The organism is Acinetobacter sp. YH01018 (genome assembly GCF_013420295.1).
Taxonomy (GTDB): domain Bacteria; phylum Pseudomonadota; class Gammaproteobacteria; order Pseudomonadales; family Moraxellaceae; genus Acinetobacter.
The window spans coordinates 1-25070 of record NZ_VOYL01000045.1 but is presented as its reverse complement, the minus strand read 5'-3'; the positions used below and the strand labels follow the sequence as shown (position 1 = coordinate 25070).

At 39.9% G+C, this 25070-nt stretch carries 31 protein-coding genes, 1 tRNA gene and 2 pseudogenes; 16 read left to right on the top strand and 18 right to left on the bottom strand.

The features are described from left to right. The first annotated feature begins 581 nt into the window (after window positions 1-581). Window positions 582-1433, top strand: coding sequence for a DMT family transporter (locus FTT83_RS12990; protein WP_180042696.1), 852 nt, complete (start codon window positions 582-584; stop codon window positions 1431-1433). Between the two features lie 125 nt (window positions 1434-1558). Here the strand turns inward: FTT83_RS12990 and FTT83_RS12985 are convergent, their stop codons facing one another. The 3 genes from FTT83_RS12985 to map form a co-directional block, all read right to left on the bottom strand. Next, window positions 1559-2785 (bottom strand): pyridoxal phosphate-dependent aminotransferase, encoded by a 1227-nt coding sequence (locus tag FTT83_RS12985; RefSeq protein ID WP_086194996.1) that lies wholly within the window; start codon window positions 2783-2785, stop codon window positions 1559-1561. Between the two features lie 322 nt (window positions 2786-3107). Continuing rightward, complete coding sequence (locus tag FTT83_RS12980) at window positions 3108-3527, bottom strand: hypothetical protein (RefSeq protein ID WP_180044556.1); 420 nt, start codon at window positions 3525-3527, stop codon at window positions 3108-3110. A gap of 163 nt (window positions 3528-3690) precedes the next feature. Next, complete coding sequence (gene map, locus FTT83_RS12975) at window positions 3691-4518, bottom strand: type I methionyl aminopeptidase (RefSeq protein WP_180044554.1); 828 nt, start codon at window positions 4516-4518, stop codon at window positions 3691-3693. A 207-nt stretch (window positions 4519-4725) separates the two neighbouring features. Here map and rpsB point away from each other — a divergent pair, with 207 nt between their 5' ends. The 3 genes and pseudogenes from rpsB to FTT83_RS12960 all read left to right on the top strand — a co-directional run. After that, window positions 4726-5478 (top strand): 30S ribosomal protein S2, encoded by a 753-nt coding sequence (gene rpsB, locus FTT83_RS12970; protein WP_086175302.1) that lies wholly within the window; start codon window positions 4726-4728, stop codon window positions 5476-5478. A 140-nt stretch (window positions 5479-5618) separates the two neighbouring features. Further along, window positions 5619-6494: a translation elongation factor Ts gene (tsf, locus tag FTT83_RS12965; RefSeq protein ID WP_086194999.1), complete on the top strand. Its 876-nt coding sequence runs from the start codon at window positions 5619-5621 to the stop codon at window positions 6492-6494. A 96-nt stretch (window positions 6495-6590) separates the two neighbouring features. After that, a pseudogene (locus tag FTT83_RS12960) lies at window positions 6591-7001 on the top strand (DUF3465 domain-containing protein); the annotation flags it as partial. A 213-nt stretch (window positions 7002-7214) separates the two neighbouring features. Here the strand turns inward: FTT83_RS12960 and FTT83_RS16140 are convergent. From FTT83_RS16140 to FTT83_RS12930, 7 genes and pseudogenes are all read right to left on the bottom strand, one after another. Then, window positions 7215-7582, bottom strand: a pseudogene (locus FTT83_RS16140) (Mpo1-like protein). Between the two features lie 247 nt (window positions 7583-7829). Beyond that, window positions 7830-8438, bottom strand: a complete 609-nt coding sequence (locus tag FTT83_RS12955; protein WP_200224315.1) for a septal ring lytic transglycosylase RlpA family protein — start codon at window positions 8436-8438, stop codon at window positions 7830-7832. Window positions 8439-8723: 285 nt separating this feature from the next. Next, window positions 8724-9725 carry a lytic murein transglycosylase B gene (gene mltB, locus FTT83_RS12950; protein ID WP_180044552.1) on the bottom strand — a complete coding sequence of 334 codons (1002 nt, stop codon included), beginning with the start codon at window positions 9723-9725 and terminating at the stop codon, window positions 8724-8726. Window positions 9726-10647: 922 nt separating this feature from the next. Continuing rightward, the gene (locus tag FTT83_RS12945; protein ID WP_180044599.1) at window positions 10648-11298 is read right to left on the bottom strand and encodes a hypothetical protein; all 651 of its coding nucleotides are present in this window, start codon (window positions 11296-11298) and stop codon (window positions 10648-10650) included. Window positions 11299-11324: 26 nt separating this feature from the next. Continuing rightward, window positions 11325-12140: an NADPH-dependent 7-cyano-7-deazaguanine reductase QueF gene (gene queF, locus FTT83_RS12940; protein ID WP_180044598.1), complete on the bottom strand. Its 816-nt coding sequence runs from the start codon at window positions 12138-12140 to the stop codon at window positions 11325-11327. Beyond that, window positions 12140-12913, bottom strand: coding sequence for an ABC transporter permease (locus FTT83_RS12935; protein WP_086195004.1), 774 nt, complete (start codon window positions 12911-12913; stop codon window positions 12140-12142). Before FTT83_RS12935 ends, queF begins: the two co-directional genes overlap by 1 nt. Next, a complete protein-coding gene (locus tag FTT83_RS12930) occupies window positions 12910-13845 on the bottom strand; it encodes an ABC transporter ATP-binding protein (protein ID WP_180044597.1) in 936 nt (311 codons plus the stop codon). The genes FTT83_RS12935 and FTT83_RS12930 overlap by 4 nt, the downstream gene beginning before the upstream one ends. A 179-nt stretch (window positions 13846-14024) precedes the next feature. On the opposite strand from FTT83_RS12930, the gene FTT83_RS12925 reads away from it, so the two are divergent. Both FTT83_RS12925 and FTT83_RS12920 read left to right on the top strand, forming a co-directional pair. Further along, a tRNA-Arg gene (locus FTT83_RS12925) sits at window positions 14025-14100 on the top strand. 165 nt (window positions 14101-14265) lie between these two features. After that, on the top strand, window positions 14266-15504 hold the full coding sequence (locus FTT83_RS12920; RefSeq protein WP_180176711.1) for an integrase arm-type DNA-binding domain-containing protein: 1239 nt from the start codon (window positions 14266-14268) through the stop codon (window positions 15502-15504). Here the strand turns inward: FTT83_RS12920 and FTT83_RS12915 are convergent. The 7 genes from FTT83_RS12915 to FTT83_RS12885 all read right to left on the bottom strand — a co-directional run bounded on the left by FTT83_RS12915 (window position 15494) and on the right by FTT83_RS12885 (window position 18678). Next, window positions 15494-15670: a helix-turn-helix domain-containing protein gene (locus FTT83_RS12915; RefSeq protein WP_180176712.1), complete on the bottom strand. Its 177-nt coding sequence runs from the start codon at window positions 15668-15670 to the stop codon at window positions 15494-15496. The genes FTT83_RS12920 and FTT83_RS12915 overlap by 11 nt on opposite strands. Continuing rightward, complete coding sequence (locus FTT83_RS12910; protein ID WP_180176713.1) at window positions 15670-15954, bottom strand: hypothetical protein; 285 nt, start codon at window positions 15952-15954, stop codon at window positions 15670-15672. The genes FTT83_RS12915 and FTT83_RS12910 overlap by 1 nt, the downstream gene beginning before the upstream one ends. Then, window positions 15951-16154, bottom strand: a complete 204-nt coding sequence (locus FTT83_RS12905; protein WP_180176714.1) for a hypothetical protein — start codon at window positions 16152-16154, stop codon at window positions 15951-15953. Before FTT83_RS12905 ends, FTT83_RS12910 begins: the two co-directional genes overlap by 4 nt. A 51-nt stretch (window positions 16155-16205) precedes the next feature. Continuing rightward, entirely contained in the window at window positions 16206-16916 is a 711-nt protein-coding gene (locus FTT83_RS12900; RefSeq protein WP_180176715.1) for a hypothetical protein, read from the bottom strand. After that, window positions 16916-17212, bottom strand: a complete 297-nt coding sequence (locus FTT83_RS12895) for a hypothetical protein (protein ID WP_180176716.1) — start codon at window positions 17210-17212, stop codon at window positions 16916-16918. Before FTT83_RS12895 ends, FTT83_RS12900 begins: the two co-directional genes overlap by 1 nt. An 11-nt stretch (window positions 17213-17223) precedes the next feature. Beyond that, complete coding sequence (locus FTT83_RS12890) at window positions 17224-17439, bottom strand: helix-turn-helix domain-containing protein (RefSeq protein ID WP_180176717.1); 216 nt, start codon at window positions 17437-17439, stop codon at window positions 17224-17226. 513 nt (window positions 17440-17952) lie between these two features. After that, the gene (locus tag FTT83_RS12885; RefSeq protein WP_180176718.1) at window positions 17953-18678 is read right to left on the bottom strand and encodes a LexA family transcriptional regulator; all 726 of its coding nucleotides are present in this window, start codon (window positions 18676-18678) and stop codon (window positions 17953-17955) included. 177 nt (window positions 18679-18855) lie between these two features. On the opposite strand from FTT83_RS12885, the gene FTT83_RS12880 reads away from it, so the two are divergent. The 10 genes from FTT83_RS12880 to FTT83_RS12835 all read left to right on the top strand — a co-directional run bounded on the left by FTT83_RS12880 (window position 18856) and on the right by FTT83_RS12835 (window position 24846). Continuing rightward, entirely contained in the window at window positions 18856-19083 is a 228-nt protein-coding gene (locus FTT83_RS12880; RefSeq protein ID WP_257234907.1) for an XRE family transcriptional regulator, read from the top strand. Between the two features lie 62 nt (window positions 19084-19145). Beyond that, window positions 19146-19802, top strand: coding sequence for a phage antirepressor KilAC domain-containing protein (locus FTT83_RS12875; RefSeq protein WP_180176720.1), 657 nt, complete (start codon window positions 19146-19148; stop codon window positions 19800-19802). Then, window positions 19799-20596, top strand: a complete 798-nt coding sequence (locus FTT83_RS12870; protein WP_180176721.1) for a replication protein — start codon at window positions 19799-19801, stop codon at window positions 20594-20596. The genes FTT83_RS12875 and FTT83_RS12870 overlap by 4 nt, the downstream gene beginning before the upstream one ends. Continuing rightward, window positions 20593-21198, top strand: a complete 606-nt coding sequence (locus FTT83_RS12865; protein ID WP_180176722.1) for a restriction endonuclease — start codon at window positions 20593-20595, stop codon at window positions 21196-21198. The genes FTT83_RS12870 and FTT83_RS12865 overlap by 4 nt, the downstream gene beginning before the upstream one ends. A 72-nt stretch (window positions 21199-21270) precedes the next feature. After that, entirely contained in the window at window positions 21271-21819 is a 549-nt protein-coding gene (locus FTT83_RS12860) for a hypothetical protein (RefSeq protein WP_180176723.1), read from the top strand. Continuing rightward, entirely contained in the window at window positions 21806-22180 is a 375-nt protein-coding gene (locus FTT83_RS12855; RefSeq protein ID WP_180176724.1) for an HNH endonuclease, read from the top strand. The genes FTT83_RS12860 and FTT83_RS12855 overlap by 14 nt, the downstream gene beginning before the upstream one ends. Beyond that, complete coding sequence (locus FTT83_RS12850) at window positions 22177-22608, top strand: hypothetical protein (RefSeq protein ID WP_180176725.1); 432 nt, start codon at window positions 22177-22179, stop codon at window positions 22606-22608. Before FTT83_RS12855 ends, FTT83_RS12850 begins: the two co-directional genes overlap by 4 nt. A 13-nt stretch (window positions 22609-22621) precedes the next feature. Further along, entirely contained in the window at window positions 22622-23026 is a 405-nt protein-coding gene (locus tag FTT83_RS12845) for an antiterminator Q family protein (RefSeq protein WP_180176726.1), read from the top strand. Between the two features lie 55 nt (window positions 23027-23081). Further along, window positions 23082-24146 (top strand): hypothetical protein, encoded by a 1065-nt coding sequence (locus tag FTT83_RS12840; protein WP_180176727.1) that lies wholly within the window; start codon window positions 23082-23084, stop codon window positions 24144-24146. A gap of 460 nt (window positions 24147-24606) precedes the next feature. After that, window positions 24607-24846 carry a hypothetical protein gene (locus FTT83_RS12835; RefSeq protein WP_180176728.1) on the top strand — a complete coding sequence of 80 codons (240 nt, stop codon included), beginning with the start codon at window positions 24607-24609 and terminating at the stop codon, window positions 24844-24846. A 128-nt stretch (window positions 24847-24974) separates the two neighbouring features. Here FTT83_RS12835 and FTT83_RS12830 read toward each other — a convergent pair. Then, window positions 24975-25070, bottom strand: a 96-nt coding sequence (locus tag FTT83_RS12830) for a transposase domain-containing protein (protein WP_150993715.1), incomplete at its 5' end; no start/stop codon positions are given.

Here is a 25070-nt window from a genome sequence, read left to right as displayed (position 1 = left end):
GATAATCTTTTTCGGATTCAATCAATAATTGAACCGCTCTATCTCTGATTTCAGGGGTATATTTTACTTTTTTCATCGGGACATTCTCTCAGAAAGTTTGGTCTCCGACAAACCCGGTACGGTTCAGGTGCTGGAATTCTGCCATTACACATGGCTTGTAAAAGTTGCAGTCCAGTCATTTCTTTGGGATTCATTGTTATTATTTCCTTATTGATTTATAAGTTACAAAAAGGAACTTGATGTTTGAATTAGCGGTGTTGATCAAAACCGTCAAGAAACATTCAGCAGGTTGTAGGGAAATAAAATTTATTGAATGAGCAAAAGAATAGAAAATTATTGAAGCATAAAACTAAGCCTACTATCTCTCGTGCTATAAAAATTTGCCAAAGGATAAGTTGAGAGTCACTTGCAGTGGTTTGTAAAGATTGAATGTTGATCATCAAGTGCGTGTGGATCATTGTTATGTATCTCCAGAATTTTGCTCATGTGTATTTTTTATAAATTGAATCAGCAAATCTCTATGGATTTAAAAAGCTAGATTGGCTATATCTAAAGCAGGTTGTTGATAGGGACGCTCAACCATGCTGTTTAAAATCATGATTGCCATGCTGGCTTTTGCTGCCAATTCGGTTTTATGCCGTTTGGCATTGGCAGGCCAGCAAATCGACCCGATGAGTTTCAGCTTGATTCGTGTCTGTAGTGGTGCTGTCGTTTTATTGGCGCTTTACCTGTTTTCTACACAAAAAGCCAAAATTGAGTGGAGTGTTAAAAACGGTTTTTTTCTGGCGCTGTATATAGTCGCTTTTTCACTGGCTTATTTACATATAGATGCCGGTGTCGGGGCATTGCTGTTATTTGGCACTGTTCAGCTCAGTATGGTCGGTTATGGTCTATGTCATGGTGAAAAAATCAATCTGCACCGTGGTGCCGGGTTGTGTATTGCGATTATCGGCATTTTCATTCTCTTGCTTCCGGGTGCAGATGCTCCAAATTTGGTTTATGCAGCCATTATGGTGCTTTCAGGAATAGGCTGGGCGATGTACAGCATTGCGGGCAAAAATATGCAAAACCCCTTGGCCAGTACATTAGCCAATTTTGTCATGGCGATTCCTTTTGTCTTGCTGGCTTACGCTGCGTTTTATGCACACAGCTTTACACAGCCTCAAGGTGTCCTTTTGGCAGTGCTGTCAGGCGGTTTGGCCTCAAGTGGTGCCTATGTGTTGTGGTATGTCATTGTGAAACAGATTGACCGTGTGACGGCCAGCAGTGTGCAGCTCTCTGTGCCGTGTTTGGCGATAATGGGTGGCGCGCTGTTTATTGGTGAGACTTTAAGTTGGCGGATGATCATGTCTGCCATCATTGTTTTAGCAGGAATTTCCTTGGTGATTAGAACTATGCCTGATCAGACGCATGCGCCAAGCACATTGAAATAATTAAAATATGTTTAAAGCAGAATTAATCTGGATATTTTTTAAGTTTAAAAAGATAAATCCTGAAATAGAAAAAAACCCACGAAATTCGCGGGTTTTTTTTTAAATCTTACTTTAGAAAAAGCAGATTATTTTTCAGCAGCAATTGAAGCAATCGCAGCGTCAACACCTTCGATTGAATCAGCAGCTTTCTTGATACGTGCAAGCGCATCTACCAGTACTTCGTCAGCAGTCGCATAAGAAATACGCATGTAACCGCCCAGACCGAATGCATCACCAGGAACAACGGCAACACCAGTTTCTTCCAATAACCATGCAGAGAATTCTGTGCAAGATTTTAAACCTTTCGCACGAATTAATGGACGAATGTTGGCATAGGCATAGAATGCACCATCAGCTGGAAGGCAAGTAATACCGTTGATGTCATTCAAGCCTTTTACAACTAAGTCATGACGGCGTTTGAAAGCTTCAACCATTGGCTCAAGAACGTCTTGAGGACCGTTCAATGCAGCTTCAGCAGCAACTTGTGAAATGGAAGTCGGGTTAGAAGTGGATTGAGACTGGATTTTTTTCATCGCACCAATCAGTTTAGCAGGGCCCGCTGCATAGCCAATACGCCAGCCAGTCATTGCATAAGCTTTAGATACACCGTTCAGTACAATTACGCGGTCGTAAAGGTCTGGAGCAATAGTGGCGATGTTGTAGAATTCGTCGTCCCAACGGATTGGTTCGTACATGTCATCAGAAGCCACGAGAACTTCTGGGTATTTGCGAAGTACTTCAGCCAAAGCTTCAAGTTCAGCTTTAGTGTAGATCATACCAGTCGGGTTAGATGGGCTGTTCAATACCACTAAACGGGTTTTGTCAGTGATAGCAGCTTCTAATTGAGCAGGTGTGATTTTGAAACGTTGTTCTTCACCACATTTCACTACAACAGGCACGCCTTCAGCAATGAGTACCATGTCTGGATAGCTTACCCAGTATGGCGCAGGGATGATCACTTCATCACCTTTATTTAACAAAGCAAGTGCCAAGTTAAAGAATGACTGTTTACCACCGCAAGAAACCAGAATCTGGTTTGCTGCATAGTCAAGATTATTATCACGTTTTAATTTCGCAATAATTGCTTTTTTAAGACCTGGAGTACCGTCAACAGCGGTGTATTTGGTGAAACCGTTGTTAATAGCTGCAATTGCTGCATCTTTGATGTGTTGTGGGGTGTCAAAATCTGGTTCACCTGCACCCAAACCAATTACGTTTTTACCAGCAGCTTTAAGTTCGGCAGCTTTGTTGGTAACAGCAAGTGTAGGGGACGGTTTGATGGCATTTACACGATCAGAGAGACGTACGTCCACGGCAGTATTCCTTCTTATAGGGATTAAAAAATAAAAAAGCACACTATCTTATCTTAAATTGCGCCAAAAAGGGGAGGTCGAATATAGCAATATTGGAAAAAAGTATTTAATCCGGTTGAATCAGCTGAGCATTAACAATTAATAATTAAATATTTAGTCTGAATAAAAGGGCTGAGAATGACTAAAAAATGGCGGTAAAAGTGATAATTAAATGTGAATGACGAAGTGAAGAAGTGAAAAAGAACACTACAATTAGATGAGCTTCGATTTAATTGTAGTGTATGACTTTACCAAGTTTTCAACAAGGCATAAAAACTAGACATCAATAGGCATAATTCAGGTCTGTATAATCATTTAAGGATTTTTGCAGGTGGGTATTAATGAACTCATGTACATCAGCAGTGGTCATTGGTTGCCCCTGTTTGGTAATGACATGTTCAATCGGCTGCTGACCTTGGGCAGTAATAGTATAGACAAAATTACGCGTCACTTTGAAACCAGCTTCTGCTTTGAGGATGCAAGTCACATAATGATAACTATGTTCAAAGTTTAAATCGGTGTGTGAAAATACAAACTGATCAAACAGTTTCATGTTTTGACCATCAGCCAAAGCTTTGAGTTCATCCACAATGCTGGCACTAAATTTCATGCCATAATGTTCAGAGATAGGCTTGTGATCAATCAGTAGTGAAACGGTGTCATCATCATTTGGTGTTACGGTGACATTGCTAAAATCAGACATGAAAAATCCCTGTGTTAAATTGAACTGTACTGCAGTATGTGGAAAATAAAGTGAAAATCAATTGAGTGCGATACAAATTTTCAGCAAAACGTTTAACTGAAGAGGACTTCAAATAAAAATGGCTACAATAAGAGGTAGCCATTTAAATCAATTTGAAATGAACTTATTGATTAAAGCGGGACAGGTCTTCTTCAGGACGGGCAGTCAATACTTCAACACCAGTTTTTGTCACTAAAAGGGTGTGTTCATATTGTGCGGACAAGCTATGATCTTTGGTCACCACAGTCCATTTGTCACCTAAGATTTTGGTTTTCCAGTCGCCAGCGTTTACCATCGGCTCAATGGTAAAGGTCATACCTTCTTCAAGCACCATGCCGGTATTGGGTTGACCATAATGCAAAACTTGCGGTTCGTCATGGAATACAGTGCCAATACCATGACCGCAATATTCACGGACTACGCCAAAACGTTCTGATTCAACATATTTCTGGATGGCATTGCCAATATCACCAATGGTAGAACCTGGTTTTACCGTCGCAATACCGAGGTACATGGCTTCTTGCGCCACTTTGCATAAACGATCGGCAAGAATTGAAGTTTCACTGCCGACGATATACATCATATTGGTGTCGCCGTGATAGCCGTCTTTAATGACAGTGACATCAATATTCAGAATATCGCCTTTTTTCAGGATTTTGCTTGCAGATGGAATGCCGTGACACACTACGTGGTTGACGGAAGTACAAATGACATGCTGGAATGCCGGGCGGCCGGGTGCTGCACCATAACCAAGACAGGCAGGAATGGCATCCTGTTTATTGACGATATAATCGTGGCAGATGGTATCCAGTTCGAGTGTAGAGACACCCGGTTTGATATGCGGTTTGATCATATCCAAAACTTCTGCCGCCAGTCGACCCGCCACACGCATTTTTTCAATTTCTTCAGGGGTTTTAATGAGTCGACGAGGAGCTTCGTAAGTACTGTTCATGATCTTTAAAAACTTTTGGAAATTTGTGTGTGACTATGGTATAAATAGCCGCCCATTTTATCAAATGCTTTTTCGTGAATAAATTTCACGGGCTTTGTGCGATGGGGCAATAAAATCCGCACATATATCGACACATTTCTCTGGGTGCTCGCAAGAGTGGAGAATGCGGATATATGGAGGCCTAACCCAAACTTTAAGGTAAAGAAAATGGCAGATTACAACGTAAGCATGCGCGACCTTCTTCAAGCAGGCGCTCACTTCGGTCACCAAACTCGTTTCTGGAACCCAAAGATGCGCGAATACATCTTTGGTGCGCGTAACAAAATTCACATCATCAACCTTGAGCACACTGTTCCTGCGTTAAATGATGCTTTGAACTTTGTTAACAATCTTGCAAGCAAAAAGAACAAAGTATTGTTTGTTGGTACTAAACGTGCTGCTTCTAACATCATTCGTGAACAAGCTCAACGCGCTGGTCAACCATACGTAGACCACCGCTGGTTAGGTGGTATGTTGACGAACTGGAAAACACTTCGCCAATCTATCAACCGTTTAAAAGATCTTCAAACTCAATCTACTGACGGTACTTTTGCTAAACTTACTAAACGTGAAGCTTTAGAACGTACTCGTGAAATGGAAAAACTTGAACGTGCTTTAGGCGGCGTTAAAAACATGGGTGGTTTACCTGACGCATTATTCGTAATTGACGTTGACCACGAATCAATCGCGATTAAAGAAGCTAAAAACTTGGGTATTCCTGTAATCGGTATCGTTGATACAAACTCTAACCCAGACAACGTAGATTACGTTATTCCTGGTAACGACGATGCGATCCGTGCGGTTACACTTTACGCTTCTGCTATGGCTGATGCTATCCTTGCTGGTAAAGAGTACGCTCAATCACAAGCAAATGCTCAAGCTAAAGGCGAAGAAGCTGCTAAAGAAGCTCCAGAGGCTTAATGCGTTTTGACGCAGAATTGTCATTTTTGCGACATGTAACCGTGGCAAATTAAGCGTCAAGAAAGCGAAACGGTCCAGAGAACACTTTGGGCCGTTTTTGTTGAACAGATTCATTTTTCTACCGTATTTAGGAGAATAACATGACTGCAGTTACTGCGAGCATGGTAAAAGAATTGCGTGACCGTACTGGTTTAGCAATGATGGAATGTAAAAAAGCATTAACAGAAGCGAACGGTGACATCGAATTAGCGATTGATAACCTTCGTAAATCTGGTCAAGCAAAAGCAGCTAAAAAAGCTGGCAACATTGCTGCTGATGGTGCAATCACTATCGTTCAAGAAGGCAATAAAGCTATTCTTGTAGAAGTAAACTGCCAAACTGACTTCGTTGCTAAAGACGAAAACTTTGCTGGTTTCTCGACTAAAGTTGCTGCTGCTGCGCTTGCTGCAAATGAAACTGATGCTGCTAAAATTGCTGAATTGAAACTTGAAGATGGTTCAACTGTTGAAGAAGCGCGTATTGCTCTTGTTCAAAAAATCGGTGAAAACATCCAAGTACGTCGTGCGAAAATTGTTGAAGGCGAAAACCTTGCAGTTTACAAACACGGTTTAAAAATTGGTGTTGTTGTATCTTACAACGGTGATGCTGCTACTGGTAAAGGTATTGCGATGCACGTTGCTGCGTTCAACCCAGTTGCTGTAACTGCGGAAGGCGTATCTGCTGATCTTATCGCTAAAGAAAAAGAAATTGCTGAAGCGAAAGCATTGGAATCAGGTAAACCTGCAAACATCGTTGAAAAAATGGTAACTGGTTCAGTTGAAAAATACTTGAACGAAGTTGTTCTTGAGCGTCAAATGTACGTAATCGACAACGACAAGAAAGTTGCTGATGTTCTTAAATCAACTGCTACTACAGTTGCTCAATTCGTTCGCTTTGAAGTGGGTGAAGGTATTGAGAAAAAAGCTGAACTTTCTTTCGCTGAAGAAGTTGCTGCTGCTCAAGCTGCTGCAAAATAATCTCTGATTATTTGCAAAAAAAAGCCCCGTTTGGGGCTTTTTTTATGCAGAGTTTAGAATTATGAGAGAGCAATAAAGATGGTGAACAAAGCCTAGATGGGCATCGATGCCATTATTCTTGTTTTAGTTGCTGTCTATTTTGGTATTGATTTACAACAACGGCAAAATCCTTTAAATCAATTGCTCCGCAATTCAAAAGCACATACTGAAATTTTATCGAAATCACAATTTCAGAAAGCCTCTCTAGATTCGAAAGCATCAAATTTTCAAATTCCAAATGATGATGCAAAAATTCAACAGGTCTTTCAAACACAAAAAAACAATATACAGCTCCAGTCAAGCGGAACAGTCAAAGTGGTTTTAGGGGATGATAACAACGGCTCACGTCAGCAAAAGTTTATTCTACAATTGCAGAATGGCCTAACCGTGTTAGTGGCTCATAATATTGATTTAAATCCCCGCATTGATGGATTGCAAAAGGGAGATACGGTCGGGTTCTATGAAGAATAGGAGTACTCTGAAAAAGGTGGGTTAATTTACTGGATTACTCACGCTCCACAATAATGATATGCGGAAGGATGGTTGAAATAAAAAGGGAGAACCTATCAATAAAGGTCCTTTAGAAGGCTAAAACGATAAGTGCTTTTAAATTGCGTTGTTTTGCGATTTTTGGCGGGTTTAAAATTTTGGTGGTAGTTCGATTATGTAGGCATTCATGCATCATATGCGGCCAATCAGGAGGAATTCGAGATATTTAAACAAGGAAGACTTTTTTCTCTCGACTTTATGGCTATAAAATTGCCCGATTCAGGCTAAAATGAAAAGCTCAATATAAAATCCTGTTCCTATAGGCAAAATAAAAATCAGCCACGCCATGATTAGAATGAGAGCAGCCATTGCGACAGCAAGGACTAAGTTTATTCGTGTAAAAAGACCAAGCTTAAGATCAAAATTAAGGCGGTGATTAACGCACTGAAATGAGCAAGAGCAATGATCGAAAATAAAATAGCGAGCACATAAGCTCAGTGAAGGACTTTGTTAATTTTGTTCTGATGGTTTTCTCTATATTCATTCAACCATTCTGTTATAGCTTTCCTCGTTTACTCCGGCTTTTTGTTGATGAACATCCATCAATCCATGCTTTATTCTTGTAAAGATAAAATATAAACCAGACAGCAGTCCTCACATGAGCGGCTTAGTAATATTTGTTTGTAAAGGATGGGTGATGTTGGGGTGTTGTGAACAAGATTGAGGAGATGGGTACTTTTGGTCAGGCATTAAAAAAGCCACAAGAAGTGGCTTTTGTGTCAAATGTATCAGGAGTCTGGCAAGCTCTTATGAATTTGGACCATCCACACGTTCGATGTTTACTTTTGCACTACCTGCATTAGTAATACCAAGTTGTTTTGCAGCACCATAAGATAAGTCTAGAACACGGTTACCATGGAATGGACCACGGTCGTTCACTTTTACCACTACGCTCTTACCATTGTTTTTATTGGTTACGCGAATATAGCAGTTCAATGGCAGGCTACGGTGAGCTGCAGTTAAACCATTCATATCGAAAGTTTCACCACTTGCAGTTTTACGGCCATGGAACTGACGACCGTACCAAGAAGCTGCACCAGTTTGGCTAAATTTACGTACTGTATTCGATGCAACAGTATTTAGCTTTTCAATCACTGAAGGCTCGTCTGTAGGGATTTCAATTTTTGCTGCAATCGTTTGGCGACGAATTTTATCACCAGAACGTTCAGCGATTGAAAGACTATTTAAATTTGAAAAGTGAGAATTAAAATTTTGAGCATCTTTATTTAATACACGCGTGGCCAAGCGGGAGTTGTCACTATCGGTATTAAATGATGACTGCACCAATTCTGCTTGAGACTGACTCAGGGCAAAGGTGGTGGTTAAGGCTAAAATATACTTTATCGAGGAATGCATTATTAAACTCCTAAAGACTGCTCTTTTATCTCAATTAAGCGATTGAAATAAAAGCGATCAAGTCTGTTAATTCTCTTTTGCAACTACATTTGACGAGATGGATAATATTCATGCCAAGCTAAAGCTGTCTACTTTTTAATTAAAATAATTACAAAAAGTACAGAAAATCATCATTTTTAGATTAAAATTTAATCAATATTGTAACATAATATTTAAAACGTCCATTTTATAAACAATTTAGTAAAAATAAATCTTGACTTTAGTATTATTTGGTAAAAACCAGTCTTAACGGCTGACGATTTCGTTACCTAATTGCCATACCGCTGTAGCATACATGCGACTCTTGTTGTAGGTCGTAATGACCTGAAAATTTGGATAGGTAATATAATAAATCGGGCCATAACTATCTTGAAGTTGAATAATATTTACCATATCCAGATCATCAATTTGTACAATCGGATTGATCGGTGTGATGCCTTGATTTTTTAAAGCGCCATATGGTGTTGGCTGTTCCAAATCTTTTGCAATAACTGAGTCTGGATTATTCCCTGTATAGCGGGCGGCAAAGCCGATGGGTTGATTGCGTTGCCATCCATATTGTGCCAAGTAGTTGGCAATAGAACCAATAGCATCTACGGCAGAATTTCTTAAGTCAATATGTCCATTGCCATCATAGTCCACGCCCATTTTGCTAATGTTGCTCGGCATGAATTGAGGATAACCAATCGCTCCAGCATAAGAGCCAACGACTGAGCTGGCAGGTACTCCATCTTTATAGGTCCATGCAATCAGTGCAGCAAGCTCATCCTGGAAATACTGGGCACGTCGCTCATAGCCGAAGCCTAAGGTTGCTAGGGCATCACGGGTAATGAAATTACCTTTATTGGCACCAAAACCGGTTTCTACCCCTAAAATCCCTAAAATGATCGATTGCGGTACACCAAACTGCTGTTCAGCGCGGTTTAAAGTATCGGCATACTGAGCTTTGAAACGTACCCCACGCTGAATGGTGCTTTCCGCCATAAAATTGGTTTTATATTCATACCAGGGTTTACTTTCACCAGGGCGGTTCATGATATTGATGATATTAGGCAGGTTTTTTGAGCCATTCATGGCCCAATCGACCTGTTCTGCACTCAAGCTATAAGTTTGCATGGTTTGTTGTCTAAAGCTGTTATATGCGGGGTGATTATAAAAATCGTTGGCTTGACAGAAGCTGGTGATGGAAAGTGCACCGAGAAGTAAAGGAAGACGTTTAATGCTGTTATAAAAGTTGATACTTAACATATTACTCAAAGTTCCAAAAACATAATCAGTGTGTGTAAATTGACATCACGACGCTAAAAGACGGTATTACAAATATAGTGACCAAAAATCCATTTCATGAAAGATAACGGAATTTTTCAAGTGGTTAAGATAGCATTGACCAAGGCTGTATCCACAAGTTCATATACAAAAAAAGACAAAGAACGTTATTTGTTGCATAAATCCATGTATTTGATGCCAGTTCTTTGAACTGTACTGTGTATACTCAGCAGAAGAACTGCAAATTAAAGTTCAGTCTGCTTGAGCTGATCCAGTTCGGTTCTTTATATTGTTTGCAATGATACGTTTTATATAAGCCCAGAATATGAAATTTAGTAGTGATTTTGCATTATCAGGAAGTGTTTGTCTGAAAAAACATCAGAACATTGTATCTGGTTGGATGGATGCTTAATTGTAATAAATCATCTAATATTTACCAGTCAGCTAAAAATATGTTCTGTTATGGCTTCTTTGTATCAGATTGCTAAAAAAGTCTATTTGAAAACAAAATTTAGAAGAATTCCTGCTTTTTTATCTCTTATTCAAGCATGCAAGAATCTGCTTGCTAGACAACCATCTTACAAGTTCATAAATTGAAATTTTTCTTGATGATTGTTGCTATAAAAAACATGAAAGAGATAAAAATTTAAGCCCTAAAATAGTATAAAAAGTGAATTAATCACGATTTAATTTTGCTCAACACTTTATATTGAAATTATTTGTATAAATGATTGAGGCAGAGATCATAAAGTCTTTTCTGAAATTTATATAATACCCAGTACATCTATAAATTTGATCAAGACAAATACCCACAAAGACAGTAGTGCTGCACTTATGGTTTGGGAATAAAATTTTGCAATAAAAAACCTGGCGATTGCCAGGTTTTAGATCATGTTAAATGTGCTCAAGAATGAAATAAGGTATCGTGATATTCAGCCAGTACCAATAACTCACCTTTAGTTAGATGCGGAATGATTTTTTCCACAGCAATATGTACGGCTTTAATCACTGCAGCAGAACCCAGATCGGCAGCTTTACGCTTGATCATGCCCAAATCTAGGGTTTTATTAAAGTCATTCATGAAATGACGCACGGTCGCTTCAGCAAACTGCTTATAAAGTTCAGTTAAGACTGCTTTATTTACCTCATTGCCTGCTTTAATTTCCGCATAACTATTTTTAAGATTGGTCACCAGACTGGCATCTAATGGTTCACCTACACGGAAATTGCCAGCTGCATCTTTAAACAGGCTTTTTTGTGAAAACTCAATGGATTGTTTTACTACATCATTGGAGGATTTACTCAACAACTGTTTCAATAAAACTGCAACGGTTGATTTGACATAACCGGCCAGTTTTTCAGCGGTATCACGTTTATCACTGGCTGGGAAACGACGCACAAGCTCAGTCAAAATAGCATCAATGATTTCATCATTGATCAGCAATGCAGTCTTGTCGCGTAAAGGGTATAGCGGTTCGCTGGAATTTTTCTTTTCCTGACCTGTTTGAATACTTGTTAATAATTCTGCAGAAGGAATAAAACCAAAAAATGGCATGTTAAACAACCTCAATATTCTTCATTTTATTGTCGCGCCAAACGAATGGGGCGAGGCATCCATGTCGCATCGGATACACGGCAAGGGTTGATGTCTAATCCGCCACGACGTGTATAAGTTGCATATACCATCAGTTTTTCCGGCGCAAGGTTTTGCCAGATGTCGGCAAACATCTGTTCCACGCATTGTTCGTGGAAACCGTTATGCTGACGGTAGGAAATAATATAAGCTAAAATACTGCGATAACAAGGTTTTTTACCCTGATAACGTATAAAAACTGTGCCCCAGTCTGGCTGGCCGGTGACTGGACAGTTACTGCGGAGTAAATGTGAATAAAGTTGTACTTCAACTTGTTCACTATTTTCTGTGTCTAATGTTAATAAACTCGCATCTGGATGGTTTTCCAGGCGTTCAGGGCTTAAATCATCAATACAGATTCCTTCAGGTTTGGAAATATCCAGATCATCTACCTGAAATAAAGTCAGCGTGACCGGTGCACCTGCCGCAGCAGATAAATCTTTTTCGACCGTTGCAATAAATGCTTCTTTTGAATCGAATTGGGTAAAGTTCATACTATTAAAGTAGAGCTTGAGAGATTTTGATTCGATCAGGTTGGGTGAGGATGCCGGCAGAGTGATACGACCAATCGCCACCTGAGGAATGCCAGCCGCATTTAACCAGGAAATTTCAAAAACATGCCACCAGTCTTTGCCGTGTTGAATGCCTTCAACATGGGCGTATTTTTCACGCGCAGTGGCACGTGAAATTGGAAACAGAATATCGGGTTGATATTCTGTTGGATAATTGGTGTCTTTACCTAATAGAGAATGTTCTACACTCATTATTCACGCATTCCTGAACCACGAGAAAGTAAATAGTAAGCTATACCGTAAAGTACGGCACAACATAAGGTAATTACAGTCAATGAAATGGAAACATTGACATCACTATGACCTAAAATGCCGAAACGGAAGGCATTCACCATATATACAATCGGGTTAATTAAAGAGAGATTTTGCCAAAATGGACTTAAAGCACTAATGGCATAGAATACACCACCTAAATAGGTCAGTGGAGTCAGTACAAAAGTGGGGATAATCGAAATATCATCAAATGATTTTGCATAAACAGCATTAATAAAACCGCCTAATGAAAATAAGAATGACGTAATCAGCACGGTATATATAGTGACGAACCAGTTGGTAATATATAAGTCAGTAAAGAACAGGCTCATTGCAGTGACAATTATACCAACCAAGGCACCACGGCAAACACCACCAATTACATAGCCCCACAAAATCATGTGCAGCGGTACAGGACTCATAATTAGTTCTTCAATGCTTTTCTGGAATTTGGCACTAAAGAAACTGGAGGAGACATTGGCATAACTGTTAGTGATCACCGCCATCATAATCAAGCCGGGTACAATAAACTGCATGTAGCTAAAGCCACCCATTGTGCCAATCCGTGAACCGACCAAATTGCCAAAAATCACGAAATACAAACTCATGGTAATGGCAGGTGGCAATAAGGTTTGTGGCCAGATGCGCATGAAGCGACGCACTTCTTTATGTACCAGGGTATAGAGCGCAACACTGAGTTGATTGAAGTTCATTGCGCGGCTCCTTCAAGATTTTTTTCCACCATTTTTACAAAGATTTCTTCCAGACGGTTCGACTTGTTACGCATACTGCGTACTTGAATGCCTTGTGCTTCCAGCAGTTGGAACAGTTCATTCAAGGTATGTGCCTTGTCCATGGTGACTTCTAAGGTCACTGGATCAATTAAATTAAAACGCACGCCAATAATATCCAGATGGATGGGTTGAATCGGTTCGACCAGGTCAAAAATAAAGGATTCTTCACTCAGCTGGTTTAAGAAAGATTTCATGCTAGTATCTTCCTTAATCACACCACGGTCGATAATGGCAATGCGACGGCATAGCATTTCAGCTTCTTCTAGATAATGCGTAGTCAGAATAATTGATGTACCTTTTTCGTTCATTTCAGTGAGGAAGTCCCACATGGAACGACGTAATTCAATATCCACACCGGCAGTCGGTTCATCTAAAATGAGCAGCCGGGGTTGATGCATCATGGCACGGGCGATCATCAAACGGCGTTTCATTCCGCCAGAAAGCATGCGTGCCTGTATGCCACGTTTTTCCCATAGGCCTAATTTTTCCAAATATTCTTCAGCCCGGCTTTCTGCAATTTTTTTAGGAATACCGTAATAGCCGGCTTGAGTCACCAAAATATCAAAGGTTTTTTCAAACTGACCAAAGTTGAATTCTTGCGGTACGACACCCAGGCATTGTTTGGCTTCTGAAGGGTGGGTATCCAGATTATGGCCAAAAATTTCCACTGTACCGGAGGTTTTTTTGGTCAGTGAGCTAATGATGCTAATGGTGGTTGATTTACCCGCACCATTTGGACCAAGGAGGGCATAAAACTCACCTTCAGGTACCGTTAGGTTGATTCCTTTTAGTGCTTGAAAACCGTTACGATAGGTTTTGGATACGTCCCTCAAGGTCAATGCATCAGTCATGAAATTCTCACCTGGTGAATAGTAGGAGTATTGTGAGTGATCTTGCTGAATAAACCAAGTAAATAAGCAGGAATTGTCTGTTGCAATAATGGAACATTGCTCAAAGTATAAGCACAAAAAGTGATGACTTATATATAGTTGCTTTACCTTACCGTTTTTTTTGTTATGATGTGCATCGCGCGCTCATAGCTCAACTGGATAGAGTACAGGTCTCCGAAGCCTGTGGCGTGGGTTCGAGTCCCGCTGAGCGCACCACTTATATGCTCCATGATGCTTCAAATTGTCCTAAAACCCTTATAAATACTGTATCATAGACAATTCTAATAAATCCTTTTGTTCCGTGATGTTCCACTATATACCACTATTTTAGCGGTACTTTTAGTAGTACATTAGGAATTAACTCTAAAATGTACTACTAAAATGGCTAGAACTGTCGTAAGTCTTACAGATGCAAAGATTAAATCTGCTATCGCAAAGCAGAAAAAATTACCTGAAAAGATAGTAAAACTGTCAGATGGTGGCGGGTTATTTCTGCTTATTGATAAAAAATGTGGCACATATTGGCGATTTGATTATTTTCGTCCTATTACAAAGAAAAGAACTACAATCGGCATTGGCGTATATCCTAGTTTATCTTTGGCCGATGCACGAAAATTCCGGGAAGAATATAAAGAACTGCTTGCTCAAGATATAGATCCATTTGCCTATAAGAAAGACCAAGAAGAACAAGCCCGCTTTGCCATGCGTAATACGTTCGAAGCTGTGGCACGTGAGTTCATGCAAACAGAAAAGCTTGCAGATTCAACCCGGCACCGCAATGAGTTTATCTACCAGTATTTATTCGATGCCATTGGTAAAAAGCCAATTCATGAAATTACTGCACGTCAGTTGCTGGATGTTTGCCAGATTTATGACAAACAGGGTAAATCTGAAACAGCAAGACGTATGAGATCAAAGGCCGGCCAGGTATTTAAATATGGTTTAGTCCTTGGCCTTTGTGATCGAAACATTGCTTTAGATATTCAAGGCCTATTACAACCTCATAAAAAATCACATCATGCCGCCGTGACAGATCCTAATTTGCTTGGTGAATTACTTGTGGCAATTGATAACTATACGAATCGCGGTTCGATTGTTATGTGTTATGCACTTAAAATTTTACCTCATGTCTTTGTGCGCCCGGGTGAACTCCGTCATGCAATGTGGGCAGATATCAATCTTGAGGAAAAGACTTGGGCATATACGCCGTCAAAAACTGAAAATGCTTTAGGTACTCAATTGATCGTACCACTTTCTGATCAAGTGGTTTCAATGTTCAAAGAGTTGCACATGATTACCGGTGGATCTGAGTATTGCTTTGCCAATTACTGGGGCAAGACCAGATTACTGTCTGACAGCTCAATAAATAAGGCACTTAAAAATTTAGGCTGGGAAAATGGCGAAACAACAGGCCATGGCTTCCGTGCAACGGCGCGCACATTATTAGATGAAGTGTTAAAGTTCCCAATTGAGCGTATTGAACAGCAGCTTGGCCACCAGGTACGTGATATGCATGGCAGGGCATACAACCGGACTAAATATTTAGAAGAAAGATATGTGATGATGCAGGCATGGTCTGATTATCTGGACTCATTAAAATTAAAAGCCCTTAATGCATAAGGGCTTTTATTTGGTCTTCGTAGGCTTTGGCCAGATGATCCGGAAGTTTAACCCGTACTGATTTGCCGATTTCAATTTTTTCAAGTTCATCACGTTCAAACATGCGGTAGACCGTGGTACGTCCAATTTTCAGCAGTTTGCAAGTTTGTGCGATTGTAAGGACCATCAATCTACCTCCAATCTTTTACCAGTTGCGATTTCTGCATCGGTGGCATGGCGCCACGGTGATTTAATAATATATTGAGCATTATACTTATGGATTTTGTCATCCATCCACGGATAAACAATTAAATCACCATTTTCAAAAATCCTATTGGCGCGGCGGTATTCCAATAAGCGCTGCTTTAAGCCTTCAATATTATGCAAGAGGTGAGCATTAGGATTATCCAAAACAGCTTTTGCTTTTTCATACCCACCAAAACCATCTATTACAAAATCAGCTAAGCTCATGACACCTCCTTCAAACTTTGAATCACATCAAAAGGCAACTTCACATCAACACTGGCTTCATCGTTTCGAGCAATGTAATCATCAACAATGTGATAAAGCAGCTCGGTTTCTTCACTGTTGAATTGAGTGCCAGTACCGCCAATTTTTCGAGCTGCCAATGATTCGCGGATGTCTTTTGCTTGTTCTAGTTTTTCACTCATTGTCAGGCTCCTTTAACTTAACTTTCAAAAGCCCTTCTTTCTGAATATCCATCACGCCACCCCATAGAAGCGCTTAGCTTCTTCATAATCATCTGTAATTAGCTCTTGATCACCGTTATAGCAGTGAACAATTTCGTCATATTTAAAGACTTTCTCCATCTGCTCGATGTTTTTGCACTGATACATCGGCTCTTTAAACCAAGCTTCATCATAGAAACTTTCTTTTTTAAGCTCCTCAAATTCCTCATCCGTGCCATGCCAGATAGTCACATCCATTTGACGAATGATCATTTCTGCAATTTCGGGACTTTCAGCAAACTCACGCTCGAACATTTTTTTGAAGCGCGCCTTAGCTCGATAGGCGATTTCTTTACTTTCAGCAGGGAAGTAATTTGGTGGTGAATCAGGCTCTTCGGGAATGCTATATACCCATTTCAATTGAGATTTAAATTCAGGGCAGTGTTCTTTTACATATGCTTGAAGCTCATCGCGCTCTTGAATAACTTCATTGCCACGACCAAGCAACTCATTGATTTGATCTTTTAAATCCCAAATCTCAGATGCCAGATTTTGCGTGTGAGCCTGATTAGCATCACGATCCATCTTCATTAATGCAAAAATTTGGAAAGTCTTATTTCCAGCATATTTTTCTAAAAATTTCATAGCATCTTTGGTTTCTTGATGCGTTGTATTTTTAAGATTGTCTTGAAACTTCTTATAATCAGCTTCAAGCTCTAATAGTTTTTCCTGAGTTAATGACATCACGCCGCCACCTTCAATATTTTTGGTGCCTGGGTACGCAAAGACTCAATTAACGATTTACCCACTTTCAAATACTGTTTAAGAAAAATCGCATAGCGTTTCTGTGCTGCAGCATTCATCTTTCCAGTGCTATCAATTTCCAGTGTTTCTTTATTTGGCATGCTGTAGCGTACGCATGGGACATGTCCAATAAACTTAGTCTGATAGCCGCCGTTTAAAAGCCACGTTTCAGATGGTCCAGCAAGTTGGAAGTGAATATGCTTGGTGCCTTCTGGCTCAATTGCCAGATACTTCATTTGAATTTCCATCACCAGCCACCTCGATTATTGAGCATGCCGTACATGTCCAATTTTTTGCGCAGGGTGCCACGGTTCAAGCCAAGGATTTCGGCCGCTTTGGTTTGATTGCCATGACACTTGATCATGGTTGCTTCTAGCAATGGATTTTCAAATTGAGCCAAGGCTTTGTGGTACGCCGTACCTTTATTAGCATCGAAAAATTCAGCAGGGAAAAGAGTTGTCATTGTTGATTCGCTCCTTTGTATTCAGCCTGGCGCGCCAAAGACTGTTCAGTTTGATATTGCACTTCACGTTCCGAGCTGCGCAGGTACATGTAAGACAAGGCCAGAACCGTGATTAGGATTAAAAGGAATGAGCAAAGGTTTGCAAAAATGTTCACAGGCTTGCCGTACATTTCTTCGTACGTTGGTTCCTGGTGAAGGATTGCAGTCGTTTGACTTTTGTTAGTGTCAAACGAAGGGGTTTGACTGTGGGATGGGTGGTGGGTCATAATCGCCTCGTAAGCTTGCAAGTGTTTACATGAGGCCCAGTTTCCGTCCAAAGTTGCTGGGCTTTTTGTTTGTGTTGATTTAAATATACCTACTAGGTGTAATTAAGTAAATAGTAAAGCTTAATATTTTTACAGTTATTTAACCTGATAGGTGTCTTTAATTTTTAAATTATTTTTGTAAGTAAAATAAAAAAAGGCAATAAAAAACCCGCAATTAGCGGGTTTTCTACACTTGGTGGGTGATTATTTAAAATGGTATTGAAAAGTCTACATGGAAAACAGGACCAATAACTGAAAAGCCAGTTGTGTTGTCATTAACTTCAATATCTTTATAAAGTGTTTTGTTTGGATTTTCGCTAACGAGTAAATAACCGCCATTAGGAGCCTTAAAAACTCTTTTAATAAGAAGTAGTCCACCTAAGCATACAGCATAAATTGCCCCATCTCTGACAATAGAAGTCTTTGATGTATCAACAAATACTTCTGCATCATGAGGTATTATAGGAAGCATTGAATCGCCGTCAGCTTTAAAAGCTTTCACATCAAGCGGATTAATCCCACGTTTACTTACTTTTTCACTTTCTAGCATAACTACTTCTAAATTTTGTTCGTATTCTGAATTTAGGTAGCCTGATCCGCACGAAGCCCGGACATCAACATAAAGAGGGACGGGAACCAGATCTAAACCCTGTGGTGTATTTTTATCCCATACGGGTGTATTTTGCAATGCAAATTTTTCAATCAGCTCATGATTTACATCTAAATCTCCTGATTTCAAACCAAGAGCATTTTCTATGCGCGCAGCAACATCGTCACCGATTGCTTTTGTTGGATTTTTTCCAATATACGCACTAATTAGCGAATATCCCATATCCATTGCATTAGCTAGCTCTGCTCTTGAAATTTTTTTCTGATCCATTAATCGAAGAGTGTTCTCTCTCCGTATGGATGCAATATTGCTTAGCTGTTTCATTTGTTTTGATCTCCGTACGGGTATACAACACCGTATGGGTGTAAATATAAAACATATACCGCATATTTAACATACTCGAAGCGGTCACATCGTAATGCCACCCATCTAATTTTTATATTGCAATAGTTACACCCTATGGGTATATTTATGTGAATTAGGTGTAAAATTGGTGTAATGATGAATTTATACTTGTTTTGGCGAGGATTGTCGGCTGAGCAAAGGAAGTCATTCTGCAAGACGGCAGGTATTGGCTATCGCTATATGGACAATCACTTAGTTCATAGAACAAAAAAACCAAGTATTAAAACCGTGGATGCAATGGTGAAGGCGAGTAATGACGCTTTAACTCATGAGGACGTAATTGGTTTTTTTATGCAGGCGTCTTCTGCAAAGAAGAGTGCTTAAAGCGAAAAAACCTGACGGCGAGGTCAGGTTTTTTCAGTATTCAATATTGAAGGTAATCAAATATGAACATGCCTATTTTAACACGAAATAATCCAAAACAATCAATTGATAGTGATGAGATTTCTTTGTTAGTTGAATCTCGTGCAGATAATGTAAAGCGAACCATTGAACGCCTGGCAATTAAAGGTGTTATCACTTTACCTCCAATGGAGGAAAAGGCAACTGCTGGTCGACCAGCTACTGTTTATGTTTTTTCAGGTGAAAGAGGGAAGCGAGACAGCATTATTGTAGTTGCTCAACTTTGCCCGGAATTTACTGCGCGCCTGGTAGATCGCTGGTATGAACTCGAAAACCAAGCCAAACTACCTCAATCATTTGCCGAAGCACTCCAGCTTGCAGCGGATCAGGCACGAAAAATTGAACTTGATAAACCAAAAGTGGACTACTACGAAAAAATCGTAGTGCGTGACACCTTGCTCAATGCAACTCAAGTCGCCCAAAAGCTCCGCATGTCAGCAATGGCAATGAACAAATATCTGGATTCATTCAATGTCTATAGTCGTGGCGTTAAGCGAGCTCGTGTATTCCAGCAATGGTTCATTGATCAAGGATTAGGTGAACTTAAGCAAACTGATCTTGGCTTTTCTCAACCAATGTTCACCACAAAAGGCGAAGCATGGGTAATTGAGAAGCTTGTGAGTGAAGGAGTAGCGGCATGAGTAGTTTTGTTCCCAATAGCTTTCAATTACCCAATGCCCTCATTGATGACGGCGTAATGGCTGAAATGAAAGGTGCAGCACTGGCAATCTATATTCTGATTGTTCGCAAAACTCGCGGCTGGCAGAAAGAAACTGATGCAATCAGTATTTCGCAATTTATGAAATTTACAGGCTATGGAAAAGATGCCGTGATTTCTGGTGCTGAAAAATTAGTTTCACTTGGTTTGGTAGAAAAAATTGCTCGTGATCACCAGGCAACACTCTACTCATTAAGTGATCTTGCTGAGCGTGAAATTTCCAACTTGTCGGAAAATCCGACTACTGCAAACTTGTCGGAAAATACGACAGGGGTAGTCGGAAAAACCGACATCAACTTGTCGGAAAATCCGACACACAATAACAACTCAAAAACAACTAATACAAAAACAAATATTAGTAAGGAGAAATCTAAAAAAACCTCTTCTGAAAAACCAGCTGCTTTTGATGCGAAATCAGTTGAGTTGCCAGTGAATGTAAATCGTGAACTTTGGATTGGTTTTGTTGATATGCGTAACAGTATTAGAAAACCACTTACTGAAAAAGCAGTTGGTTTGATGATTACCAAATTGATTGGTTTTGGTGAATTGGCAAATCAGTCTCTGGAAAACTCAATCATGTGCAATTACCAGGGTGTATTTCTTCCTAAGACACAACCTGCAGTAAATCAGGATCAACCGCAGACGCAACGCCGTCGTTTTGGTAATCAAGCAAGTGAAACACAGATGCGCACAGTAGTAGGAGTTCAAACCCAATGAGCAACATTCAATTATTTGAACAGGCCTTTGCAGTCAATTTCCCGGTTGAAGTGGCAGAAATGGTTTTAAATCGCATTGGTGATGTTTACGGCGCTGAGTTCAGCAAAAAATATGCTGGTTATACGGATGAGGAGCTTATTCAGCTTGCATGCACAGTTTTAAGCGGCCTCAGTCACTCTGATATCGCGCGTGGCGTCCTTCGCATGAATTCCGAGGAGTGGTGCCCAAATCTTCCAAAATTCCGCAGCTGGTGCGAGCAGGGCGGTGACTGGTGGACTGCGGATATGGCTTGGGCAAAAGCAATGCAGTTTGAAGCAGATCCATCAACTCCGATTACCAAATTGGCGAAAGTTACTTTGGAAGAGGTTCGCCACATATTGAACGTTGAAGGGCAAAAATCAGCTCATTTCGCATTCAAGGATATCTATCAAGATTACTTGCGCCGTGCGAAAGAGGCAGGCCGGGTTCAAGAAATGTGGGTAAAGCCAAAAGCTCAAAAAGCACTTGGTTTTGATGAGCGTAATCGCTCTGGTGTGCCTTGTCCGCCTGAATTGGTTGCGAAGATTGGTAAGGGGTTTAAGCGTGTGGGTGGTGCAGCATGACTCATCAAGACTTGGAGGAAGAATTGCTGCAAGAGCAATTTCAGGAAATGAATGAAGGGGATCAGGGTGAGCATGAATAAGAATTCAGTTACTGAGCGTGATATTCGCTTGCCGCAATTTAAAGACGCAAATCTTGAAGATCTTGAATTTGATGGTTCTGGCGAGGTGGTTCGTAAGGATCGCTTTGAAAAATCCATGCGAAAAATTCAAGGAATGCTTCATGGGGTGAATGGGTTATCAGCTCGAAGCGGCTGGACATGCGAACAAGTTGTAGAGGCTTTGAATATTAAATTAAGGATATTTGAGCGTTTGGAGGAGTTAATTCTTATTGCTGAATTCGCTCCAGAAGATGCCGAGTTTTATCATTTTGAAAACAAGTGCTATGTGAAAAACATTGATCAAGAGCATTTGGGTATAGCAAAAAATAATCCATCTGAGTCTCACTTAATTAATTTTGAATTTTTTGAACCAGGTGAGAAATGGGAGGATAGTTCAGCTTTCCTTGAATATGTTGATGTCCTTGTAAGTATTGATGAGATTAAAAGAAAAATACCTCTTGCATTTAGTGATGGCGAGGATGGTTTGGAAGAAGCCCTGCGAGGTGAACATGAAACTGACTAAGCAGCAGCGTGCAGAACTCAAAATGAAGTTTGGTGGTCATTGTGCATATTGCGGTGAGTTATTGAGTGACAAGTGGCATGCAGATCACTTGGCACCAATTTATAGAGGTCATGATGAAAATAAAGATATTTCACATCGTGGAAGCGATGAAATTGAAAATTTAATGCCTGCTTGTGTCTCATGCAATTTAAGCAAGTCTGTTTTCTCACTTGATGTATGGCGTAAGGAGTTGGGCGAAAAGGTTGCACGGCTAATTAAGTATGAAAAGAATTTCCGCTTGGTAGTGGCATTTGGGCAGGTGGAAATTAAACAAGATCCAGTGGTGTTCTTTTTTGAGAAGTGGCGAGGTGACTCTGAGTGAAAATCCTCATCGGTATCGATACTGGTGTTCATACAGGCTTCGCCGTTGCTATTGATCGTGGCAACGGCGGGGAGCTTGAGCAAGTGGAATCACTTTCTATTACCCAGGCAATGAGTCAAGTGAATAAATGCATTCAAGACTGGGGCATTCAAAATGTTTCGTTGTATATCGAAGATGCGCGAAAACGTACCTGGTTTACTGGCGGCCGTGAAAAGTCACAAGGCGTTGGATCAGTTAAGCGTGATGCACAGATATGGGAAGACTGGTGTAAAGAGCAGGGCATTCATTTCAAGATGATTCACCCGGCTGCTAATGCAACAAAAATGAAAGCACCAGAATTTAAGCGTAAGACCGGCTGGACCGGTCGAACGAATGAGCATGCACGTGATGCGGCTATGTTGGTTTTTAAAAGATTTTGGAAGGTTTAAGGAAAGAATATAAATGAGCGCAATTGTAGAAGTAAAACCAACAGTTCGAATGATGCAAAATGAATTGGCCCAGTGGGGTAAATGGGCGCGTCATGCTTCTTATAATCCAAGTGAATTGACTTATACCTCGCCTACATATGGCTTAATGCGTTTAAAAGAAGGGGTGAAGTCATCTGGTGTTCAGGTGGTGCTTGATGATGATGCTTTGGTGGCTATTGATCACTTAGTAACTCAGTTGAGGTTTTCTCGGCCCGACCTGTACCAGTGGATTGAGTTTCATTATTTGAAGGGGTATCCGATCGCCGTATTGGCGAGTAAGACAAAGGCTGCTCGATATAAAATTGATGGGTATTTATTGGCGGCTGAAAGTTGGTTAGATTGTCAGTTAGATTTTTTAGTAAAAAATAATGAAATGTAGTGCTAAATGTTTATAATTGCGACAATTTTTATACAGTAAAAATCGCGAAATCATTATGACTACAGATAAACTGATTATTAATAGTGAAGATGAGGCTTTAGAGTTATTGGCTCGAGTGCTTCGAGGGGAAGAGAAACTTGATATTCGAAATATTGAGTTTGGTGATTGGGCGAAATTAAAAATTCGTTTAACTGGTGATGACTTTCACTCTAGTATTAATGCTACTGTAATGAAAGGATTGTTGGCATTACAAGATGGCATTTATCAGTCTTATGCGATTGCAAAAGATATGGACTCGACAAGGTTTTTGACCCAACAAGAACGTTCAGATCTTGAAATTGATATCGAGGTAAGTGAAGGTAGTTCAATTCTTGGAGTGGATCTTCAACAACTGGGTGAGAAGTATATTACATCTACGGTGGATAAAATGCCTGCTGAGTACATCCTAGTCGTTTTTATCATTTTTGGTTTGGGTTGGGCTGGAAATAAAGCTTGGGCTACATATATTCAAGCAAAAAGCAGTGAGAAAATTAAAGAACTAGAAGATTCTACAAAGCTTGATGAGCAAAAGCAGAATATGCTTCACCAGTTAGAGGTTATGAAAGAAGCGAATTCTAACGCTTTGGAACACGCCAAAATCAATCAAGAAAACATGAAGATGTTTACCCAAGCAATTGCAATGAATCCAAAGCTAAAGCAAATTGCTGAGGTGGTTGATGACTCAAAAGAAATGATGATACGAGCAATGGCTAACTCTGGAGCTGAAACAGTAGAGTTTCAGGGAATTGCTTTAGAAACCTCGGTGGCTAAGGAACTTGTAACAATGCCGAAGAATAAATGGTTGCCTTCAAGATTGGATGGGGTGTACCAAATTATTAATATCGATTATTCGAATACCGAGGCATATCGAATCAAGTTGAAAGACACTACAAGTGATTTTGAAATCACTGCAATTTTTGAAGACCTAACATCTAATAATAAAGATATCGATCTACTTACCAGTGTTGCAAATCTTCGATTACCAATTCGCGTGAATATGAATGTGAGTAAATTCGGAGATAGTTATAAAGATGCGACTATTGTTAGCATTGCAAGTCTTCAAGAAGAAATTCCAGATTAATTGACTTGTATACAGCAACATGGCATATTTGTGTTACTGTCGCTGTAGTTGCATCAAATCGACCACATAGAAATTAAAGCTCATCATTCGATGGGCTTTTTTGCATTTAGTGGTACTCTGTTTCAGTCATAAATTACCAGGCAATTGAATTGAACATATGTATTGGGGGCGACTTAGCAGGTCAAGTAGTTGAATTTGACAAACGATTCTTTAATGCAAAGGAAGTCGAAGAAAATAAGAGCTCGGAATACTATAAGCAGAGATATATTGTTGGTGATGCTGAGTACAGCTTTTGGATATCCAATGATATGAAGTTGTGCGATGCCACAGATCAGGCTGAAGTGTATATGCGGAAGCCAAAGAATTGAATTTAAGGGCTCATCGAAAGGTGGGCTTTTTGACATTATTCGTTTATATTAATAAAGGATAATGACTTTTTATTTTTTGAGATTTAATTGAAATGGCAATTCTAACTGTCAAAAAATTAGATGATACTCTTAGTGAGTTAGCAGTTAGCGGCAAAAAACCTGAAAAGATTTTGTTAGGTTATAAAGCATATGCCGACTTAATGAATGATCGCAAATTTTTTGAAGAAGTAGCAGGATCAGCAATGGATCCAAACAAGCGTAAATATAAGAATATTAAAATTAAGGTTACTCAAGACGAATACCAGTTTGAAGTGAAGTGTTCAAAAAAATAGATTTATATAACAACGAAAGCTCATCATTCGATGGGCTTTTTTAATGCCTGAAAGTTCTACTCACTTTCATTCCAAAAGAGTAGCAGCCCACCTAACCGTAAGCGTGCGCTGAACCCCATAGCTATTTTTTAATTTGAGTTGGGTTTCCAGCGGTGTGGCAGTAATTCTTCAATCTGGGTCACTTTATGTGTTGGCAACCTTTTCAGCACATCACTTAAATAGGC

What these genes read in the sequence shown, in the direction of transcription:
- FTT83_RS12990 (WP_180042696.1), top strand. Translation starts at nt 582, where the DNA reads ATGCTGTTTAAAATCATGATTGCCATGCTGGCTTTTGCTGCCAATTCG.
- FTT83_RS12980 (WP_180044556.1), bottom strand. Translation starts at nt 3,527, where the DNA reads ATGTCTGATTTTAGCAATGTCACCGTAACACCAAATGATGATGACACC.
- map (WP_180044554.1), bottom strand. Translation starts at nt 4,518, where the DNA reads ATGAACAGTACTTACGAAGCTCCTCGTCGACTCATTAAAACCCCTGAA.
- rpsB (WP_086175302.1), top strand. Translation starts at nt 4,726, where the DNA reads ATGGCAGATTACAACGTAAGCATGCGCGACCTTCTTCAAGCAGGCGCT.
- tsf (WP_086194999.1), top strand. Translation starts at nt 5,619, where the DNA reads ATGACTGCAGTTACTGCGAGCATGGTAAAAGAATTGCGTGACCGTACT.
- FTT83_RS12955 (WP_200224315.1), bottom strand. Translation starts at nt 8,438, where the DNA reads ATGCATTCCTCGATAAAGTATATTTTAGCCTTAACCACCACCTTTGCC.
- mltB (WP_180044552.1), bottom strand. Translation starts at nt 9,725, where the DNA reads ATGTTAAGTATCAACTTTTATAACAGCATTAAACGTCTTCCTTTACTT.
- FTT83_RS12945 (WP_180044599.1), bottom strand. Translation starts at nt 11,298, where the DNA reads ATGCCATTTTTTGGTTTTATTCCTTCTGCAGAATTATTAACAAGTATT.
- queF (WP_180044598.1), bottom strand. Translation starts at nt 12,140, where the DNA reads ATGAGTGTAGAACATTCTCTATTAGGTAAAGACACCAATTATCCAACA.
- FTT83_RS12935 (WP_086195004.1), bottom strand. Translation starts at nt 12,913, where the DNA reads ATGAACTTCAATCAACTCAGTGTTGCGCTCTATACCCTGGTACATAAA.
- FTT83_RS12930 (WP_180044597.1), bottom strand. Translation starts at nt 13,845, where the DNA reads ATGACTGATGCATTGACCTTGAGGGACGTATCCAAAACCTATCGTAAC.
- FTT83_RS12920 (WP_180176711.1), top strand. Translation starts at nt 14,266, where the DNA reads ATGGCTAGAACTGTCGTAAGTCTTACAGATGCAAAGATTAAATCTGCT.
- FTT83_RS12915 (WP_180176712.1), bottom strand. Translation starts at nt 15,670, where the DNA reads ATGGTCCTTACAATCGCACAAACTTGCAAACTGCTGAAAATTGGACGT.
- FTT83_RS12910 (WP_180176713.1), bottom strand. Translation starts at nt 15,954, where the DNA reads ATGAGCTTAGCTGATTTTGTAATAGATGGTTTTGGTGGGTATGAAAAA.
- FTT83_RS12905 (WP_180176714.1), bottom strand. Translation starts at nt 16,154, where the DNA reads ATGAGTGAAAAACTAGAACAAGCAAAAGACATCCGCGAATCATTGGCA.
- FTT83_RS12900 (WP_180176715.1), bottom strand. Translation starts at nt 16,916, where the DNA reads ATGTCATTAACTCAGGAAAAACTATTAGAGCTTGAAGCTGATTATAAG.
- FTT83_RS12895 (WP_180176716.1), bottom strand. Translation starts at nt 17,212, where the DNA reads ATGAAGTATCTGGCAATTGAGCCAGAAGGCACCAAGCATATTCACTTC.
- FTT83_RS12890 (WP_180176717.1), bottom strand. Translation starts at nt 17,439, where the DNA reads ATGACAACTCTTTTCCCTGCTGAATTTTTCGATGCTAATAAAGGTACG.
- FTT83_RS12885 (WP_180176718.1), bottom strand. Translation starts at nt 18,678, where the DNA reads ATGAAACAGCTAAGCAATATTGCATCCATACGGAGAGAGAACACTCTT.
- FTT83_RS12880 (WP_257234907.1), top strand. Translation starts at nt 18,856, where the DNA reads ATGAATTTATACTTGTTTTGGCGAGGATTGTCGGCTGAGCAAAGGAAG.
- FTT83_RS12875 (WP_180176720.1), top strand. Translation starts at nt 19,146, where the DNA reads ATGAACATGCCTATTTTAACACGAAATAATCCAAAACAATCAATTGAT.
- FTT83_RS12870 (WP_180176721.1), top strand. Translation starts at nt 19,799, where the DNA reads ATGAGTAGTTTTGTTCCCAATAGCTTTCAATTACCCAATGCCCTCATT.
- FTT83_RS12865 (WP_180176722.1), top strand. Translation starts at nt 20,593, where the DNA reads ATGAGCAACATTCAATTATTTGAACAGGCCTTTGCAGTCAATTTCCCG.
- FTT83_RS12860 (WP_180176723.1), top strand. Translation starts at nt 21,271, where the DNA reads ATGAATAAGAATTCAGTTACTGAGCGTGATATTCGCTTGCCGCAATTT.
- FTT83_RS12855 (WP_180176724.1), top strand. Translation starts at nt 21,806, where the DNA reads ATGAAACTGACTAAGCAGCAGCGTGCAGAACTCAAAATGAAGTTTGGT.
- FTT83_RS12845 (WP_180176726.1), top strand. Translation starts at nt 22,622, where the DNA reads ATGAGCGCAATTGTAGAAGTAAAACCAACAGTTCGAATGATGCAAAAT.
- FTT83_RS12840 (WP_180176727.1), top strand. Translation starts at nt 23,082, where the DNA reads ATGACTACAGATAAACTGATTATTAATAGTGAAGATGAGGCTTTAGAG.
- FTT83_RS12835 (WP_180176728.1), top strand. Translation starts at nt 24,607, where the DNA reads ATGGCAATTCTAACTGTCAAAAAATTAGATGATACTCTTAGTGAGTTA.